Source organism: Aquihabitans sp. G128 (assembly GCF_019048865.1).
Lineage (GTDB): Bacteria > Actinomycetota > Acidimicrobiia > Acidimicrobiales > Iamiaceae > Aquihabitans.
The window spans coordinates 3,130,668-3,145,725 of record NZ_CP077604.1 but is presented as its reverse complement, the minus strand read 5'-3'; the positions used below and the strand labels follow the sequence as shown (position 1 = coordinate 3,145,725).

Sequence of the window (15,058 nt, the reverse complement as noted above, 5' to 3'; positions counted from 1 at the left end):
CGCCGGGCGGCCGGTGGTCTGCCCGGTTCGTCCCGTCGGCGGTGGCGAGCGGATGGGGCGGCGCCGGTACGGTCGGGGCATGGAGTCGCTGCTGGTGCACCTGGGAGCGTCGCCGGGCGCGGCTCGCTCGGTGGCCGACGAGCTGGCGGCCCGCCACCGCGAGCCGCAGCGCCGGTACCACTCGCTCGAGCACGTGACCGAGGTGCTGGCCGAGGTGGCACGCCTGCTGCCGCTCGAACCGGAGGCCGACCCGGTGGCGGTCGAGCTGGCCGCCTGGTTCCACGACGCGATCTACGACCCCACCGCCGGGCCGGGGGAGTCCGAGGAGGCCAGCGCGCACCTGGCCCACGACCGGCTGCCGGCGCTGTGGGAGGCCGACCGGGACCGCCTGGCCGACGAGGTCGACCGGCTGGTCCGCCTCACCGTCGGCCACGCCGTCGAGCCGCACGACCGCAGCGGGGCGGTGCTGGTGGACGCCGACCTCTGGATCCTGTCCTCGCCGCCCGAGCGCTACGACCGCTACGCCGCCGACGTGCGGGCCGAGTACGCCCACGTCGGCGACGAGGCGTGGATCGCCGGCCGGGGCTCGATCCTCACCCGCTTCCTGGTCACCGCGTCGGACCTCTACGCCGCCGGCCCGACCGACGACCGCGACGCCCGCCGCGAGCGGGCCACGGCCAACCTCCGGCGCGAGCTCGCGTCCCTGCGCCCCACCGCCGGGGCCTGAGTCAGCGGCGGCGGCGGAGGCCGGCGGCGCGGAGGCGGCGCACGATCTCGCGGGGGTCGACCGGGGTGGCGCCGGCGGCGACGGCGTCGTCCCAGCCGAAGTCGGGCAGGTCGTAGTGGTCGCGGTGGAAGGCCCGGCGGGGCAGGCCGAGGTCGGCGGCGAAGGCGTGCAGCTCCTCGAACGACTCGTCGCTCACGAGGTGGGCGAAGTGGCGGCCGTGGGCCGGCCAGATGGGCTGGTCGACGAGGATCACGGCTGCGGCGGGCGGGCGGTCACGCGGCGCCGGGGTCGCGCACCATGAGCGACCCGTCGACGTGGCCGTCGACCCGGACGGTGCGCTCGGTGAAGCGCCACACGCCGTCGGGCCCGGGGGCGAAGCGGTCGCGGTAGCGGCCCCAGTGGTCGACGCCGATGCCCGTGAAGACCAGGAAGTACGACGACGCAGTGGCCTCGTGCGGCAGCGGCACGTCGATCACCAGGCTCGACACGTGGTGGCGCACCGGGCCGGGCGAGCTGCCGGCGACGGCCACCCGGTCGGCCACCGCCGCCAGCTGGGCCACGATCTCGTCCCGGCCGGCCCACCGTCCGCCGTGCTCGCCCACGTCGAGCACGCCGTCGACGGCGAACAGCGCCGCCAGCTCGGTGCTCTTGCCCCGATCGCCCGCCCACGTGTAGCGGGCCACCAGGTCCCGCACCGCCTCCCGCGCCACCAGCTCCGAAAGCTCCATCCCGCCAACCTACGGCGCGCCGACCGTGCGGGCGCCGAGCCGCGGGACCGGCGCAGCACCTCGATCCGCCCCGCGCGGCGCTCGACGGAGCGACGCCACCGCGGGAGCACCGACGGCCGGAACGCGCCGCACCTCGATCGGCGGTGCGTCGCACCACGGAGCAGCGCCGCCGGGGGGTCGCGCCGGCCATCCAGGGCTACGGGCTGGCTGACCAGTGGGCCGGGCGGTCGAGGGCCGGCGGGAGGACCGTCGTCCGGTCGCCGGTGGCGCCGGCCAGCTGGAAGGCGGTGAGGAACAGGGCGTCGGTGAGGTCGGCGCCGGCGAGCTTGGCGCCGCGCAGGTCGGCCCCCAGGAGGTCGGCGAAGCGGAGGTCGGCACCTCGCAGGTCGGCCCCCAACAGGTAGGCCGCTCGGAACGTGGCGCCCCGGAGGTCGGTGCTGCGGAGGCGGGCGCCCACCAGGTCGGCCCCTCGGTGGTCGGCGCCCGCCCGACCCGCCTCGCCGCGCACCAGGTCGCTCACGGCCGCCAGCTGGTCGCCGACCGTGCGGCGCAGGGCCGACACGTCGAGCACGGCGAGCGCGGCGCCGTCGAGGCGACCGAGCCGCTCGACCTCGGCTCGGGCGCGGCGCAGCTCGGGGTGCAGCACCGCTGCCTCGACGCGGTCGAGGGCATCGGCGAGGTACCAGCGCAGCTCGTGCAGCTCGCGCACGACGGGGAAGGCGGCGAACATCTCGTCCCGCCCCTCGGGTGCGGACCGCCAGTCCCGGCCGGCAAAGGTGACCTGGGCGACGTGCTGGCCGGCGCCGAAGCAGTCGTAGACGGTGCAACCCGGGAAGCCCTCGGTGCGCAGCGCGCGGTGGATGCCGCAGGCGAAGTCGCCCTGGAGGTTCGGGCACGGGGTCCCGGCCGGCTTGTCGATGGCGAAGTCGGCCGACGCCGCGAACGCCGGCACCACGCAGCACAGGCCGAAGCAGCGGGCGCAGTCGGCCCGGAGCTCCAGGCGGGGGTCGGTGGCGGGTCTGTCCATGGCCCGGCGACGGTACCGCCGCCGGACCGGCCGGGTTCGGGAGTCGTGCCGCCTCGACGAGCGCCGGCGGCTTGGTGGCCAGCGAATAGCGTGCGCTGCGTGACCGTGGTCGGGACGGGAACCGCAGGGGTGCGGCTTGGCGTGTCCGGCCACCGCGCCCACGCAGCCGACCCGCAGGCCACGGAGGCCTTCGGCCGCACGGTGCTCGACCGGGCCGGGCCGGTGGGCGTGGTCGTCACCAGCCTGGCCGAGGGGGCCGACCGCCTCTTCGCCCGCCTCGCCGCCGAGCGCGACGGTTGGGGCGTCGAGGTGGTGCTGCCGCTCGATGCCGCGGACTACGAGGACGACTTCGCCGCCGAGGGGTCGATCGCCGAGTTCCGCTCCCTCCTCGCCGCGGCGACCACCGTCGACCGGGTCCCGGCCCAGCCCACCCGGCGCGAGGCCTACCTCGCTGCTGGGCTGGCGGTGCTCGACCGCGCCGACGCGCTGGCCGTGGTGTGGGACGGCGAGCCGGCCCGCGGTCGCGGCGGCACCGGCGAGATCGTGGCCGAGGCCCGCCTTCGCCGCCTGCCCCTGGCGTGGATCCACGTGTCCCGTCGTGCACCGGTGGACCCGGAGCCACCCGGTCCCGTCGCGTCGCCCGGCCCGGACCCCGGCGCGCCGGCGCCCGCCCTGACCTGGGAGCGGTGGCCGTGAAGGTGCTGCGCGCCGCGTGGTCGCCGAAGTGGCGATGGCTGACCCTCACGCTGGCGTGGGTGGGCGTGGCCAGCCTGGCCATGTGGGGCTTGGCGCGGGGCAAGCCCCAGAGCAGCATCTGGAACCGGCTGTACTCGCTGCCGGACTTCTTCAGCATCAGCATCTCCGACGACACCGCGGACCTCGACTGGCGGATCCAGCTCGCCCGGTTCCTCGGGCCGCTCGCCTTCGCGTCGACCTTCTACGCCGCCACCGCCACCGTGCTGCGGAGCCAGCTCGATCGCCTGCGGCTGCGCTTCGCCAAGGATCACGTGATCGTGGCGGGCCTGGGCGACAAGGGCTCGCGGCTGGCCATGAGCTTCGCCGCGGCCGGCCGCAAGGTGGTGGCCATCGAGCCCGATCCGGCCAACCCCAACGTGGCGTCGGTCGCCCGCCGGGGCGTGACGGTGCTGGCCGGCCCGGCGACCGACCCGCAGGTGCTGGCCGAGGCCGGGGTGGCGCGGGCCTCGGACCTGGTGGTGGTGGCCGACGACGCCAGCAACGCCGAGATCGTGGCGGTGGCCAGCCACGTCGTGCGCAAGCCGGGCGACCCGGCGCTGCGGGCGTCGGTGCACCTGATCGACCCACAGCTGTCCCGCCTGCTGCGGACCCGGGAGCTCAGCGCCGGCACCGCGTCGGTGCGCCTCGACTTCTTCAACATCTTCCAGCGCGGCGCCCGCCTGTGGCTGGCCGAGACCGATCCGTTGGCGGTGCGCCACGACGGCCGGCCGCCCCACGTGGTGGTGCTCGGGGTCGGGTCGCTCGGCGAGAGCGTGGCGGTGGTCGTGGCCCAGCGCTTCGCCGAGCAGGCGACCGAGGGTGACGAGCCGCTGCGGCTGACGCTCGTCGATCCCGACGCCGCCGCCCGCTACCGCAGCCTGCGCCTGCGCCACCCCGCCTTGGTGGCCCACACCAGCGCCGAGGCGATCGACCTCGACCCGGATCGCCCGGTCCCCGATGCCGCCGAGGCGTTCCGCGAGCTGCTCGCCGACGGGTCGGTCACCGCGGCCTTCGTGTGCCACGACGACGACACCGAGGCGCTGTCCACCGCGCTCTTCGTCCGGTTGGCCCTCGGGTCGACCGATGCCCTGGTCACGGTGCGGACCCGATCGGAGGCGGGCCTGGCGCTGCTGGTCGACGAGGTCGAGGCCGGCGGGGTCGGCGGGATCCACGGCTTCCCGCTGTTCGACCGGACCTGCTCGGCCGACGCCATCGACGGCGGCACCAACGAGTCGGTCGCCCGCGCCCTGCACGAGGACTACGTGGCCCGAGCCGGCGCCGCCGGCCAGGAATCCTCGTCGGTGGTCGGCTGGACCGAGCTCGACGCCGGCACGAAGGAGTCGAACCGCCGCGCTGCCGACGGCCTGGTGGCGGCCCTGGCCTCGGTGGGGTGCGGGCTGGCCCCGCTCTACGGCTGGGACGGGGCCGGCTTCGCGTTCACCGACGACGAGGTCGAGCAGCTGGCCCGCGGCGAGCACGAGCGTTGGTCCGACGACCGCCGCCGCAGCGGCTGGACCCACGCTGCCGAGCGCGACGACGCCCGCAAGCACCACCCCCTCCTGGTGGCCTGGGACGAGCTGCCGGAGGCCGAGCGCCAGAAGAACCGTGACGCCGCCCTCCAGCTCCCCGCCGTCCTGGCCCGCGCCGGCTTCCAGCTCGTCCACCTCCCCACCCGCACCCCCACCTGACCTCCCCCGGCACCCCTCGAGCCCCACACCCCTCGAACTTCGGGTCTGAGGCCCGTGCGCGCGGGGGTGTGGGACCCAAAGTTCGTGTGGGGAGGGTGGGGTGGGGTGAGTCAGGTCCCCCACACCTCTCGAACTTTGGGTCTGAGGCCCTTGCGCGCGGGCGTGTGGGACCCAAAGTTCGCCGAGGGAGGGGCGTTGAGGAAGGGGCGCGGGGTGGGGCGCGGGGCGGGGGTGGGGCGGGCGAGCAGGGTCAGGGGTCGCTGAGGGTGCGGAGCTGGGCGGCGAGCTGCTGGATCTGGGGGACCATGGCGCTCCAGCCGACCTGCTGGGCGGTGGTGGCGGCGTCGTCGAGGACGGCCAGGCCCTCGGCGCGACGGCCGGGCAGGCGGGCGGTGACCTCGCCCCGGTTGGCGAGGGCCAGGACCAGTCCCTGGACGTCGCCGGTCTGGCGGCACAGCTGCTCCTGCTCCACCAGCAGGGCCAGAGCGCCGGCCCCGTCGCCGCGCTGCTGGCGCACCGTGGCCAGGTTGCCGAGCCCGGCCGACAGGCCCTCGGGGATCGACGCGGCCCGGCTGACCGCGACCTGCTCGGCGAGCAGCGGCTCGGCCGTGTCGAGCTGGCCCTGCTGCAGCGCGAGCAGCCCTCGGCCGCCGAGCGCGAGCTGCAGGGCGTGGGCGTTGCCGGCGGCGCGGGCGAGGTGCTCGGCCTCGGCCAGCGCCGGGCTGGCGCCCACCCTGTCACCGCTTCCGAGGGCCATGGTCCCGCGGATGGCGAGCGCCTGGGCCAGCACGGCGGCGTCGCCGTCGACGCGGGTCTCCGCCTCCAGCCGGGCCGCCAGCGCGCCGAGGCCGGCGACGTCGCCCATGGCCGGCCGCATGCGGAGCTGGATCGTGAGGTTGGCCACCACCTGGGCCGAGCCGGCGGGGCCGAGCGCCCGGGCTTCGGCGAGCTGCTGGTCGAGGAGCCGCAGCGCACCCGGCGCGTCGTTGCGCTGCACCGCGACGGTCACCAGGTTGCTCAGCGCCCCCACGAGGCCGGGCCGGTCGCCCACCTCCCGGCAGATCCGCTCCTGCTCCTCGAGCAGCGTGGCCGCGCCGGCCAGGTCGCCCTGCTGCATGCGGAGGAGGCCCTGGTTGCCCAGCGATGCCGCCAGGCCCACCCGGTTGCCCGTCTCGCGGCAGATCGCCTCCTGCTCGCCCAGCGCGGCGAGCCCGCCGGCCAGGTCGCCGGCCTGCAGCAGGAACGCCCCCTTGTTGCCGAGGGTGACCTGCAGCAGGTTCGGGAGGTCGAGCTCGCGGATGGTGGCCTCGGCTTGGGCCAGCAGCGCGGCGGCCGCTGCGGGGTCGCCCAGGGCGTGGCGGGCGAGGGCCTGGTTGCTCAGGCTGGTGGCCACGCCGCTGCGGTCGCCGATCTCGGTGTAGAGCCGCTGCTCCTCGGCGTGCAGCACCAGCGCGGTGGCGGGGTCGCCCTCCTCGCGCTCGATCGTGGCCCGTTCGCCCAGCGCCAGCGCGAGCGCCGATCGGTCCCCGAGGGCCTCGGCCCACCGCTGCTGCTCGTCCAGCAGGGCTCGCGCCGTGGCCCGGTCGCCGCGCTGGTGGGCCACGGTGGCCTGGAGGAGCAGCATGCGGGCCAGCACGCTGTCGCTCCCCAGCCGACGGGCCAGGGTCGCGGCCTCGTCGGCCCGGGCCATGGCCTCGTCGAAGCGGCCCTGGGTGCGGAGGATCGACGCCTGGCTGCTCAGGTTGGCGGCCAGCCCGGCGCGGTCGCCCTGCTCGCGGCACTCGCGCTCCTGGCGGGCCAGGAGCGCCAGGGCGGCCTCGGGCTGGCCCCGATCGCCCAACACCTGGGCCTGCGAAGCCAGCGCTCGGTTGATCAGCGAGGGGTCACCGAGCTGACGGGCCACCCGCTCCTGCTCGGCGAACCGGGCCGAGGCTGCGTCGTACTCCCGCCGGTCGAGGTGCACCAGGCCCTGGTTGCCGATGCTGGTCTGGAGCCCGGCCAGATCGCCCAGCCGCCGGCACACCGCCTCCTCCTCGGCCATCTTGGCCAGCGCCCCGGCGTGGTCGGCCCGGGCGCGGAGCACCGCACCCTCGTTGCCCAGCGCCCCTTGCAGGAGGCCGTCGTCACCGAGCTGGCGGGCGATGCCCTCCTGTTCGACGAAGGCGGCCATGGCGCCGTCGAGGTCGTCGCCACCGAGCAGCGCGGTGCCGAGGTTGGCCAGGGAGGCGGCCAGCCGGGCGGGGTTGGCCGCGGCGCGGCTGGTGGCGACCAGGTGGCGGTGCAGGCCGAGCGCCTCGGCGGGGTGGCCGGCGTCGGTGAGGAGCCGGGCCACCTCCCAGGCGACGTCCGCGTGGCCCTGCGGGTCGTCGAGCACCGGGCGGTACGCCTCGGCCAGCGAGGGCCCGCCGCCCTGCTCCACCGCTGCCCAGGCGGCGCGCAGCCCGTGGAGGTCGGCCCGGTAGGCGGCGGCCAGCAGGTCGGGTCGGGCCAGGGCCTGGGCCAGCTGCGCCCAGTCGCCGGCCTGCTGGAGCTGCCAGGGGAGCTCGGCCACGACGCGGGGGCTGAGCTCGCGCCCGGCGAAGTACCCGGCGAGCCGGCGGTGGGCCGCCGCCCGGTCCTCGGGCGTGGCCAGGTAGCGGGCGGCCACCGCCTGGCGGAGCGGCTCGTGCAGGAAGCCGAGCAGCCCGGAGCGCGACGCCAGGGACCCGTCCGCGGCGAGGAGCAGCGGCGACCAGGTGGCGTGGGGGAGCGGATCGCTGCCCGGGGCGAGCAGGTCCAGGAGCTCGCTGTCGGCCAGGCCCCGGCGGGCCGCCCACAGCAGCGAGAGGGCATCGCGCACCAGGCCCGGTCGGTCCCGCTCGAAGTCGCGCTCCCAGCGGGCGAGGACCGCGCCGAACAGCCGCGGGAGGTCGCCCGTGGCGAGGTAGCCGTCGAGCACGTCGCCCAGCGTGAAGTGGTCGCCGTGCTGGCGCAGCTCGTCGAGCACGGTGCGCAGGAAGAGCGGGTTGGCGGCGGCGGGGTGCCGGGAGAGGCGGTCGGCCAGGTCCGGGCCCAGCCGCTTCGACGAGCGGGCCAGGAAGGCGACGGTCAGCTCGCGGCGCTCGTCCTCCGACAGCGGCGCCAGCTCGTGCTCGGCCCACCCCCGGGCCCGGGCGGCCTCGAGCGGGCGGCCGCCGGTGGCGGAGGCCAGCACGACCACGCCGGGCGGGAGGTCGTAGGGCAGCCACGCCAGGTCGGGGGCCTGGTCGCGGTCCTCGAGCTGGTCCAGGCCGTCGAGCACCAGGACCACGCGGCGCCCGGACCCCGCCCGGCGCAGCACCTCGGTGAACGCCACCCGAAGCGCGCCCGGCTCGACGGGGAGCGTGGTCGGGTCGAGCGGCTGGCCGGTGCGACGGGCGACCTCGCCGGCGAGCCGGCGGACCATCGCGGCCGCATCGGCGCTGTCAGAGGACGCGCCGACGAAGTGGGTCACGACCACGTCGCCGTCTGCGTTGCCCTCGCCCGGGTCGGCGGCGGCCACCTCGTCCGACCGCTGCCGGGCCCAGGTGGCGAGGAGGGCCGACTTGCCGGTGCCCGATGGCCCGGTCACCAGCAGCGGTCGGCCAGCGGGGTCCGCCAGGGCGGCGTCGATGGCGGCGTGGCCGGCGGCGCCGCCGACGTGGAGGCCGAAGCGGGCGGCGGCGTAGGCGGCGTGCTCGGCCGCAGCCCGGTCGAGCGGGTCGTCGACCAGCTCGACCGGGAACAGCTCGTCGACGAGGGCCCCGAGGTCGGCCAGGACCAACGGCCCGAGCGCCTCGGGGTCGGCGTAGCCGTCTCGCACCGGGAACCCGCTGGCCCGCACCCGGTCCTTGAGGTCGGCCAGCAGCCCCTGGCGCTGGACGGCGGCGGTCGATGCCGCAGCCTCGCCCAGGGCCGCCACCTCGTCGGGCGAGGCCACCTCGAGGTAGGTCGGGCGCGCCTCCTCCGGCTGGGCCGCCGCCCACGCCGGGTCGCGCAGGTAGAAGAAGGCGTGGCCGGCCATGGTGGGGTCGTTGAGCACGCCGTGGAGGATCTCCAGCTCGGTCACCGACCGGCCGGTCGCCCCGTCGAGCCAGGACTCGCTGGCCCGCAGGTCGGCGTCGATCTCGTCGGGGATCCAGCCGTAGCGATCGCCGATGAGGCCGATGAAGTAGGGGCGGCTGTGCTCGATCTCGGCCAGGCAGATCGGCAGCACCGCCCCCTCGGCCTTCTCCTCGTCGGTGACGCCCCAGCGGAGGTCGACCTCGCTCCAGGCCACGCCCCGTGCCTCGCAGCGCCGGCGCAGCTCGGGGAACACCCGCTTCACCAGCTCCTCGCGCTCGGCCTGCATGTCGCGGAACGTGGACGAGATGAACACGCGGATCGCCCGACGACCGTCAGCCACCACCATGCGACGCCCTCCCGCAAGGACCGGGCCACCAGGACGATCCCGCAGCCGTCGACCATCCCACCACACCGGTCGGGCCGCGGGTGCCGAGACCCGACGGCCCCGTGAGGCTCAGTCGACCGGCTCGGGGCCCGACGGCTCGTGATCGTGCGGGTGGTCGTGCGAGTGGTCGTGCTCGTGGCCGTGCGTGGACGGGTGGCCCTCGTCGTGGCGGTGGTCGTGCCCGTGGATGGGGGTGACCGAGCCTCCGGAGCCGGCGTCGGCCTCGGAGAACGGCTCGTCACCGGTCCACGGGGCAGCGATGGCGTCGGTGGCCGAGGCGGGGGCGCCCGGTGCCCAGCCGTGCGCGCCGGGGTGGCCGGGGACCGGGCCGAGGGTGGTGGGCCCGTCCTCGACGGGCTCGGCGGGCTGCTCGGCGTGCCAGCGGGCCTCGGCCTCGGCCAGCACCTCGCGCACGGGCCGGCCGGTGCGGTCGGCGACCTTGGCGGCGTCGTCGAACTCGGCCTTCACCCGGCCGGGGCTGACCTTCACCCGCACGGAGAGGTCGTCGACCACCACCCGGTCGAGGCTGCGGGCCGCCGGCCACCGCTCGATGCGCTGGCCCCGCACGCCGAGCGTGCCGGTCTCGGCCGCCAGCACGGCGCTCACCTGGCGGCCCAGCACCGGGTCGCACAGGGCGTGGACGGTGTGGGCCGGACGTCCCTTCTTCATGACGATGGGCGTGATCCACGCATCGTGGGCGCCGGCCTCGAGCAGCGCGCCCACCGCGTGGGCGAGCACCTCGCCGGTGACGTCGTCGACGTTGGCCTCCAGCAGCAGCACCGGCTGGCCGGTCACCGGCTCGCCGGCCGCCGGCTCGCCCACCACCACCTGGGTCAGGTTCGGGCGGCCCTCGAGCTCGCGGCTGCCGGCGCCGAAGCCCGACGCCGCCACCGTCATGGCGGGCAGCGGCCCGAACGCGGTGGCCAGCCCGGCCATGAGGGCCGCGCCGGTGGGCGTGGTCAGCTCGAGGGACAGGTCCAGGCCGCGCGTGGGGATGCCCTGGAGGAGCTCCACCACGGCCGGCGCCGGGTTCGGGATGATGCCGTGGGCGGCGCGGACCATGCCCAGGCCCACCGCGATGGGCGAGCAGGTGACGGTGTCGACGCCGAGGAGCTCGAGCGCGGCACAGGTGCCCACCACGTCGACGATGGCGTCGATGCCGCCCACCTCGTGGAAGTGGACCTGGTCGGGTGGCCGGCGGTGGAGGCGGCCCTCGGCGACGGCCAGCGCCTCGAAGACGGCGTGGGCCCGCTGCTCGACGCGGGGCGGGAGGCGGGCCTCGGTGACCAGGCCCTGGATGTGCGATGCGGTCCGCACCACGCTCGACTCGCGCGCCCGGACGTGCACCTTGGTGCCGGCGATGCCGCCGCGCAGCACCGGCTCGGCCTCGGCCGCCCACCCGCCCACGGGCAGGTGCTCGAGCATGCGCAGCACCTCGTCGAAGTCGGCGCCGGCGTCGACGAGGGCGCCGAGCGCCATGTCGCCCGCCACGCCCGAGAAGCAGTGGAACCAGGCCGTGGTCACGGGGTGAGCCCGGGCGCCGGTCCGCCCGCAGCCTGGCGCGACGCCAGCACGGCGGCCCGCTCGGCCTCCTCGTCGCTGCGGCGGTTGGCCAGGGAGCGGCGCTCGGGCGTCAGGAACTGGCGGGCCACCACGCAGGCGGCGCCGTAGCCGTTGTCGATCCCGACGACGCCGATCCCTGCGGCGCAGCTGGCCAGCATGCCGAGCAGCGCGGTCACGCCGTCGAGCCCGGCGCCGTACCCGACGCTGGTGGGCACGGCCACGACGGGCGCCCCGGTGAGCCCGCCGACCACGCTGGCCAGGGCCCCCTCCATGCCGGCCACCACGATGACGGCATCGGCTTCGATCAGGGCGTCGACGTGCTCCAGCAGCCGGTGGATGCCGGCGACGCCGACGTCGGTGAGGCGCACCGGGGGCAGGCCGTGGGCGGTCAGCGTGGCGGCGCACTCGTCGGCCACGGGCAGGTCGGCGGTGCCGGCGGTGAGGAGGACCACCCGCTCGTGGCGTGGGGGCGCGGCGCGCCACACCAGGGTGCCGCCGACGATGGTGGCGCCGTGGTTGGCGTCGATGGCGGCTCGCGCCTGCTCGGACGACGCACGGGTCAGCACCACCGGCGCCGCGCCGGAGCGGGCCAGGAGCTCGGCCACGATCCGCACCACCTGGTCGGGCGTCTTGCCCGGGCCGTAGACGGCCTCGGCCATGCCCTGGCGGAGGTGGCGGTGGTGGTCGACGCGGGCGAACCCGAGGTCGCTGTAGGGGAGGTGGCGCAGGGCCTCCACCGCGTCGTCCGGACGGGTGGCCCCGGTCCGCACGTCATCGAGCAACTTCCGGAGGGCCGCTTCGTCCACGCCCCTATCCTGCACGGTCGTGACCGATCTGGCTCCGCCGACCCCTCCGCCCACCGACGCCCGCCCCATGCGGGTGGGCTTCCTGGGCCCCCACGGCACGTTCACCGAGCAGGCGCTGCTCACCCAGCCGGACCTCGCCGCCGCCGAGCTGGTGGTCTTCCCCACCATGGCCGACGTGCTGCGCGCCACCGAGACCGGCGCGGTCGACCTGGGCTTCGTGGCCATCGAGAACTCCATCGAGGGCACCGTCAACGTCACCTCCGACACCCTGGCGTTCGACGTCGACGTGCTCATCCAGCGCGAGGTGGTCATCCCGATCCAGCAGCACCTGATGGGCGTCGCCGGGGCCACCCTCGCCGACATCACCACGGTGTCGTCGATCCCGCACGCCACCGCGCAGGCGCGCCGGTTCCTGTTCGAGAACCTGCCGGCGGTCACCACGCAGGCGGCCAACTCCACCGCCGAGGCGGCCGAGCAGGTGGCGCTGCTCGGCGACCCGTCGGTGGCTGCCATCGGCAACGAGCTGGCCGCCAAGCTCTACGGCCTCGACATCGTGGCGCGCGACATCGAGGACCACCCCGAGAACCAGACCCGCTTCGTGGCCGTCCGCCCGCACGAGGTGCCGGCGCCCACCGGCCACGACAAGACGTCCATCGTGGTGGGCCAGCACCAGGACCGACCCGGCTCCCTGGTCGCCATCCTCCAGGAGTTCGCCGCCCGCAAGATCAACCTCACCAAGCTGGAGAGCCGCCCCACGAAGAAGGGCCTGGGCGACTACTGCTTCCTGCTGGACCTCGAGGGCCACGTGGCCGACGAGGTGGTGGCCGACTGCCTGAAGGCGCTGCGCACCAAGCACGGCGACGTGAAGTTCCTGGGCTCGTACCCGTCGGCCATCGCCGACGGCGCTGCCCTCCGGCTCGATGCCGACGAGGCGGCCCGGGCTGCCGACACCTGGCTGGCCGGCATCCGCGGCCGCATCGTGGGCCTCCAGGGCTAGCTCGCCCTCCCTCGCTCGCCGGTCCGCCGCAGGGTCCGGCTGGTCGAGCCGCCGCGTATCCGAGGCGGGGCCGGCTCCAGTCGCCGATGTGGGCGCACGCGGTGGGACGAGCACGTCGGAGGTGCCGAACGATGGCCTCCCGGTCTGTCAGCGCACCCCTCGATCCGCCTGGGCCGATGACGACACCTGCCGTCCGGGATGGGCCGAGACTTCACGCGGATTCCTGCTCAAGGTTTCGAGGTCTACGTCCGTAATCCCTGCTGGGGAGGGCGATCGTCGGCACCGTCGGCAGGTCCACGGTGCCATCGGGCGCCGGCGGATCGAGCCACCTCCAGATCATTCCGTCGGACCAAGGAGACCGTGCCGTGGCACAGCTCGAGATCGCACTCAAGGAAGCAATGGAGATCACCGGCGCCGTCGGCGTGGCGATCGTGGACTACGACAGCGGCATGATGCTGGGGTCGTCTGGTGGAGGTCCCCAGCTCGACCTCGAGGTGGCCGCAGCCGGCAACACCGAGGTGGTGCGGGCCAAGATGGCCACCATGCGCCAGCTCGGGCTGGACGACACCATCGAGGACATCCTCATCACCCTGGGGACCCAGTACCACCTGATCCGGCTGGTCACCTCGAACAAGGGCACGGGGCTGTTCTTCTACCTCGCGCTGAGCAAGTCCCAGTCGAACCTGGCCATGGCCCGCCGCCAGCTGGCCGCCATCGAGGCCGAGCTCACCCTGTAGTGGCGGCCGCCACCATCGTGGCGTCCCATGCCTTCAAGGTGGTGGTGGCCGGCTCCTTCGCCGCCGGCAAGAGCACCCTCATCCGCGAGATCTCCGACACCGACGTGGTGGGCACCGAAGCCCCCACGTCGGGAGCGGAGGCGGCGGTGAAGGGCACCACCACCGTCGGCATGGAGTACGGCACCTTCGCCGTCGGGGACGGCGACCTCGCTGTGGAGCTGTCGCTGTTCGGCCTGCCCGGCCAGGAGCGGTTCCGCTTCCTCTGGGACATCGTGTCGGCCGGCGCCGACGGCTTCCTCCTCCTGGTGGACGCCAGCCGCCCCGAGACCTGGCCCGAGACCGCGGCGATGGCCACCCGGCTGGGCGGCCACCACGCCACCCCGCTGGTGGTGGGCATCAACCGGGTCGGCACCGACGTGGACCTCTTCGACCGGGTGGTCGAGGCGGTCGGCGCCCTCGACGCCCCTCACGTCGCCTGCGAGGTCGTCGACCCGGCCAGCGTCCGCGAGGCGCTGGTGACCGTGCTGCTCCTCGTCCTCGACCGGCTCGACCCGGGCGAGGCCCCTGACCCCGACGACCGGATCCCGCACCTGCCATGACCGCCACGCTCCCCACGTCCGCCACGACCGGCCACCCCGCCGAGGCCGTGCTGGCCGCGCTCCTGCACCGGGTCACGGGCGTGCGCGGCGCGCTGGTGGCCTCGGTCGACGGGCGGCCGGTGGCGTCGGTGCTCCCGTCCCACGACCCCGGGTCGACCGCGGCGATCGTCGCCGCCTCGCTGGGCCTCGGCGCTCGCTTGGCCGACCTGGCCGGCGAGGGCCGCCTCCAGGAGATCGTGGTCCGCTCGGCCTCGGGCTACGTCGTCATCTACGCGGTCGGCGAGCGCGGCGTCCTGACCGTGCTCACCAACGCCGCCGCCAACCTCGCTCTCCTCCACCTCGAGGCCCGCCAGGTCTGCACCGACCTCGCCACCCTGGTGGAACCGCTCGACCGGACCTGAGCCGGCCGCCATCCCCCCCACACCACACCAACCACCGCAGAACCGAAGGGACCACCGATGTTGAGCGAACAGCAAGTCAGCGCCGTGATCGGCGACATCGCAAACGACATGACCGGCTTCATCGCCGCGTCGCTCGTCGACCTGGACTCGGGCATGACGCTCGGCGTCTACGCCAAGAACGTCGACTTCGACCTGCCCGCGGCCAGCGCGCTCAACAGCGAGCTGGTGAAGCAGAAGCAGAAGGTCATGGCCGCGCTCGGGCTCGACATGGAGCTCGAGGACATGATCCTCACGCTGACCGAGCAGATCCACGTGATCCGCCTGGTCTCGCCGTCGACGTTCCTCTACCTGGCGGCCGATCGCCCGAGCACCAACCTGGCCATCGTCCGCAACGCCATCAACAAGCACGCCGGCGCCCTCGCGGGCTGAGCCGACCGCTGCGAGGAGGCCGGTCCGTCCTCCCGTTCCGCCCCCGGGGGCGGGGCGACGGGCCCGCCAGGAGGAGGAGCAGGCGATGCCCATGATGCGACGCGGTCCCCTGGACCGCTATCCGGTGGAGTGGGTGCTGCGCCAAGCCAGCGCGCACCAGGCTTCGGGGAGCAT

At 75.5% G+C, this 15,058-nt stretch carries 14 protein-coding genes; 8 read left to right on the top strand and 6 right to left on the bottom strand.

Going from position 1 to position 15,058, the window contains the following annotated elements:
* The first annotated feature begins 79 nt into the window (after positions 1 to 79).
* Positions 80 to 727 carry a hypothetical protein gene (locus KSP35_RS15060; protein ID WP_216996644.1) on the top strand — a complete coding sequence of 216 codons (648 nt, stop codon included), beginning with the start codon at positions 80 to 82 and terminating at the stop codon, positions 725 to 727.
* 1 nt (position 728) lies between these two features.
* Here KSP35_RS15060 and KSP35_RS15055 read toward each other — a convergent pair whose 3' ends face one another.
* The 3 genes from KSP35_RS15055 to KSP35_RS15045 all read right to left on the bottom strand — a co-directional run bounded on the left by KSP35_RS15055 (position 729) and on the right by KSP35_RS15045 (position 2,482).
* Positions 729 to 980 (bottom strand): DUF4031 domain-containing protein, encoded by a 252-nt coding sequence (locus tag KSP35_RS15055; protein ID WP_216996643.1) that lies wholly within the window; start codon positions 978 to 980, stop codon positions 729 to 731.
* 19 nt (positions 981 to 999) lie between these two features.
* Positions 1,000 to 1,455, bottom strand: a complete 456-nt coding sequence (locus KSP35_RS15050) for a nuclear transport factor 2 family protein (protein ID WP_216996642.1) — start codon at positions 1,453 to 1,455, stop codon at positions 1,000 to 1,002.
* Between the two features lie 196 nt (positions 1,456 to 1,651).
* The gene (locus tag KSP35_RS15045) at positions 1,652 to 2,482 is read right to left on the bottom strand and encodes a pentapeptide repeat-containing protein (RefSeq protein ID WP_216996641.1); all 831 of its coding nucleotides are present in this window, start codon (positions 2,480 to 2,482) and stop codon (positions 1,652 to 1,654) included.
* Between the two features lie 99 nt (positions 2,483 to 2,581).
* Here KSP35_RS15045 and KSP35_RS25280 point away from each other — a divergent pair, with 99 nt between their 5' ends.
* Complete coding sequence (locus tag KSP35_RS25280; RefSeq protein WP_216996640.1) at positions 2,582 to 3,178, top strand: hypothetical protein; 597 nt, start codon at positions 2,582 to 2,584, stop codon at positions 3,176 to 3,178.
* Positions 3,175 to 4,905: an NAD-binding protein gene (locus KSP35_RS15035; RefSeq protein ID WP_216996639.1), complete on the top strand. Its 1,731-nt coding sequence runs from the start codon at positions 3,175 to 3,177 to the stop codon at positions 4,903 to 4,905. Before KSP35_RS25280 ends, KSP35_RS15035 begins: the two co-directional genes overlap by 4 nt.
* 250 nt (positions 4,906 to 5,155) lie before the next feature.
* Here the strand turns inward: KSP35_RS15035 and KSP35_RS15030 are convergent, their stop codons facing one another.
* From KSP35_RS15030 to larB, 3 genes are all read right to left on the bottom strand, one after another.
* Complete coding sequence (locus KSP35_RS15030; RefSeq protein WP_216996638.1) at positions 5,156 to 9,313, bottom strand: DUF4062 domain-containing protein; 4,158 nt, start codon at positions 9,311 to 9,313, stop codon at positions 5,156 to 5,158.
* A 108-nt stretch (positions 9,314 to 9,421) separates the two neighbouring features.
* Positions 9,422 to 10,876, bottom strand: coding sequence for a nickel pincer cofactor biosynthesis protein LarC (gene larC, locus KSP35_RS15025; RefSeq protein WP_216996637.1), 1,455 nt, complete (start codon positions 10,874 to 10,876; stop codon positions 9,422 to 9,424).
* Positions 10,873 to 11,721 (bottom strand): nickel pincer cofactor biosynthesis protein LarB, encoded by an 849-nt coding sequence (larB, locus tag KSP35_RS15020; protein WP_254126787.1) that lies wholly within the window; start codon positions 11,719 to 11,721, stop codon positions 10,873 to 10,875. The genes larC and larB overlap by 4 nt, the downstream gene beginning before the upstream one ends.
* 19 nt (positions 11,722 to 11,740) lie before the next feature.
* Here larB and pheA point away from each other — a divergent pair, with 19 nt between their 5' ends.
* The 5 genes from pheA (at position 11,741) to KSP35_RS14995 (ending at position 14,884) form a co-directional block, all read left to right on the top strand.
* Complete coding sequence (gene pheA, locus KSP35_RS15015; protein ID WP_216996635.1) at positions 11,741 to 12,718, top strand: prephenate dehydratase; 978 nt, start codon at positions 11,741 to 11,743, stop codon at positions 12,716 to 12,718.
* A 365-nt stretch (positions 12,719 to 13,083) separates the two neighbouring features.
* A complete protein-coding gene (locus KSP35_RS15010; protein WP_254126786.1) occupies positions 13,084 to 13,455 on the top strand; it encodes a hypothetical protein in 372 nt (123 codons plus the stop codon).
* Positions 13,455 to 14,054 (top strand): ATP/GTP-binding protein, encoded by a 600-nt coding sequence (locus KSP35_RS15005; protein ID WP_216996634.1) that lies wholly within the window; start codon positions 13,455 to 13,457, stop codon positions 14,052 to 14,054. Before KSP35_RS15010 ends, KSP35_RS15005 begins: the two co-directional genes overlap by 1 nt.
* Positions 14,051 to 14,455: a roadblock/LC7 domain-containing protein gene (locus tag KSP35_RS15000; RefSeq protein WP_216996633.1), complete on the top strand. Its 405-nt coding sequence runs from the start codon at positions 14,051 to 14,053 to the stop codon at positions 14,453 to 14,455. The genes KSP35_RS15005 and KSP35_RS15000 overlap by 4 nt, the downstream gene beginning before the upstream one ends.
* A gap of 57 nt (positions 14,456 to 14,512) precedes the next feature.
* On the top strand, positions 14,513 to 14,884 hold the full coding sequence (locus tag KSP35_RS14995) for a hypothetical protein (RefSeq protein WP_216996632.1): 372 nt from the start codon (positions 14,513 to 14,515) through the stop codon (positions 14,882 to 14,884).
* Positions 14,885 to 15,058 lie beyond the last annotated feature (174 nt).

Bases quoted from the DNA above. Each gene is read 5' to 3' on its own strand.
- KSP35_RS15000 (WP_216996633.1), top strand. From the start codon at position 14,051: ATGACCGCCACGCTCCCCACGTCCGCCACGACCGGCCACCCCGCCGAG.
- KSP35_RS15030 (WP_216996638.1), bottom strand. From the start codon at position 9,313: ATGGTGGTGGCTGACGGTCGTCGGGCGATCCGCGTGTTCATCTCGTCC.
- KSP35_RS15050 (WP_216996642.1), bottom strand. From the start codon at position 1,455: ATGGAGCTTTCGGAGCTGGTGGCGCGGGAGGCGGTGCGGGACCTGGTG.
- KSP35_RS15060 (WP_216996644.1), top strand. From the start codon at position 80: ATGGAGTCGCTGCTGGTGCACCTGGGAGCGTCGCCGGGCGCGGCTCGC.
- KSP35_RS15045 (WP_216996641.1), bottom strand. From the start codon at position 2,482: ATGGACAGACCCGCCACCGACCCCCGCCTGGAGCTCCGGGCCGACTGC.
- KSP35_RS14995 (WP_216996632.1), top strand. From the start codon at position 14,513: ATGTTGAGCGAACAGCAAGTCAGCGCCGTGATCGGCGACATCGCAAAC.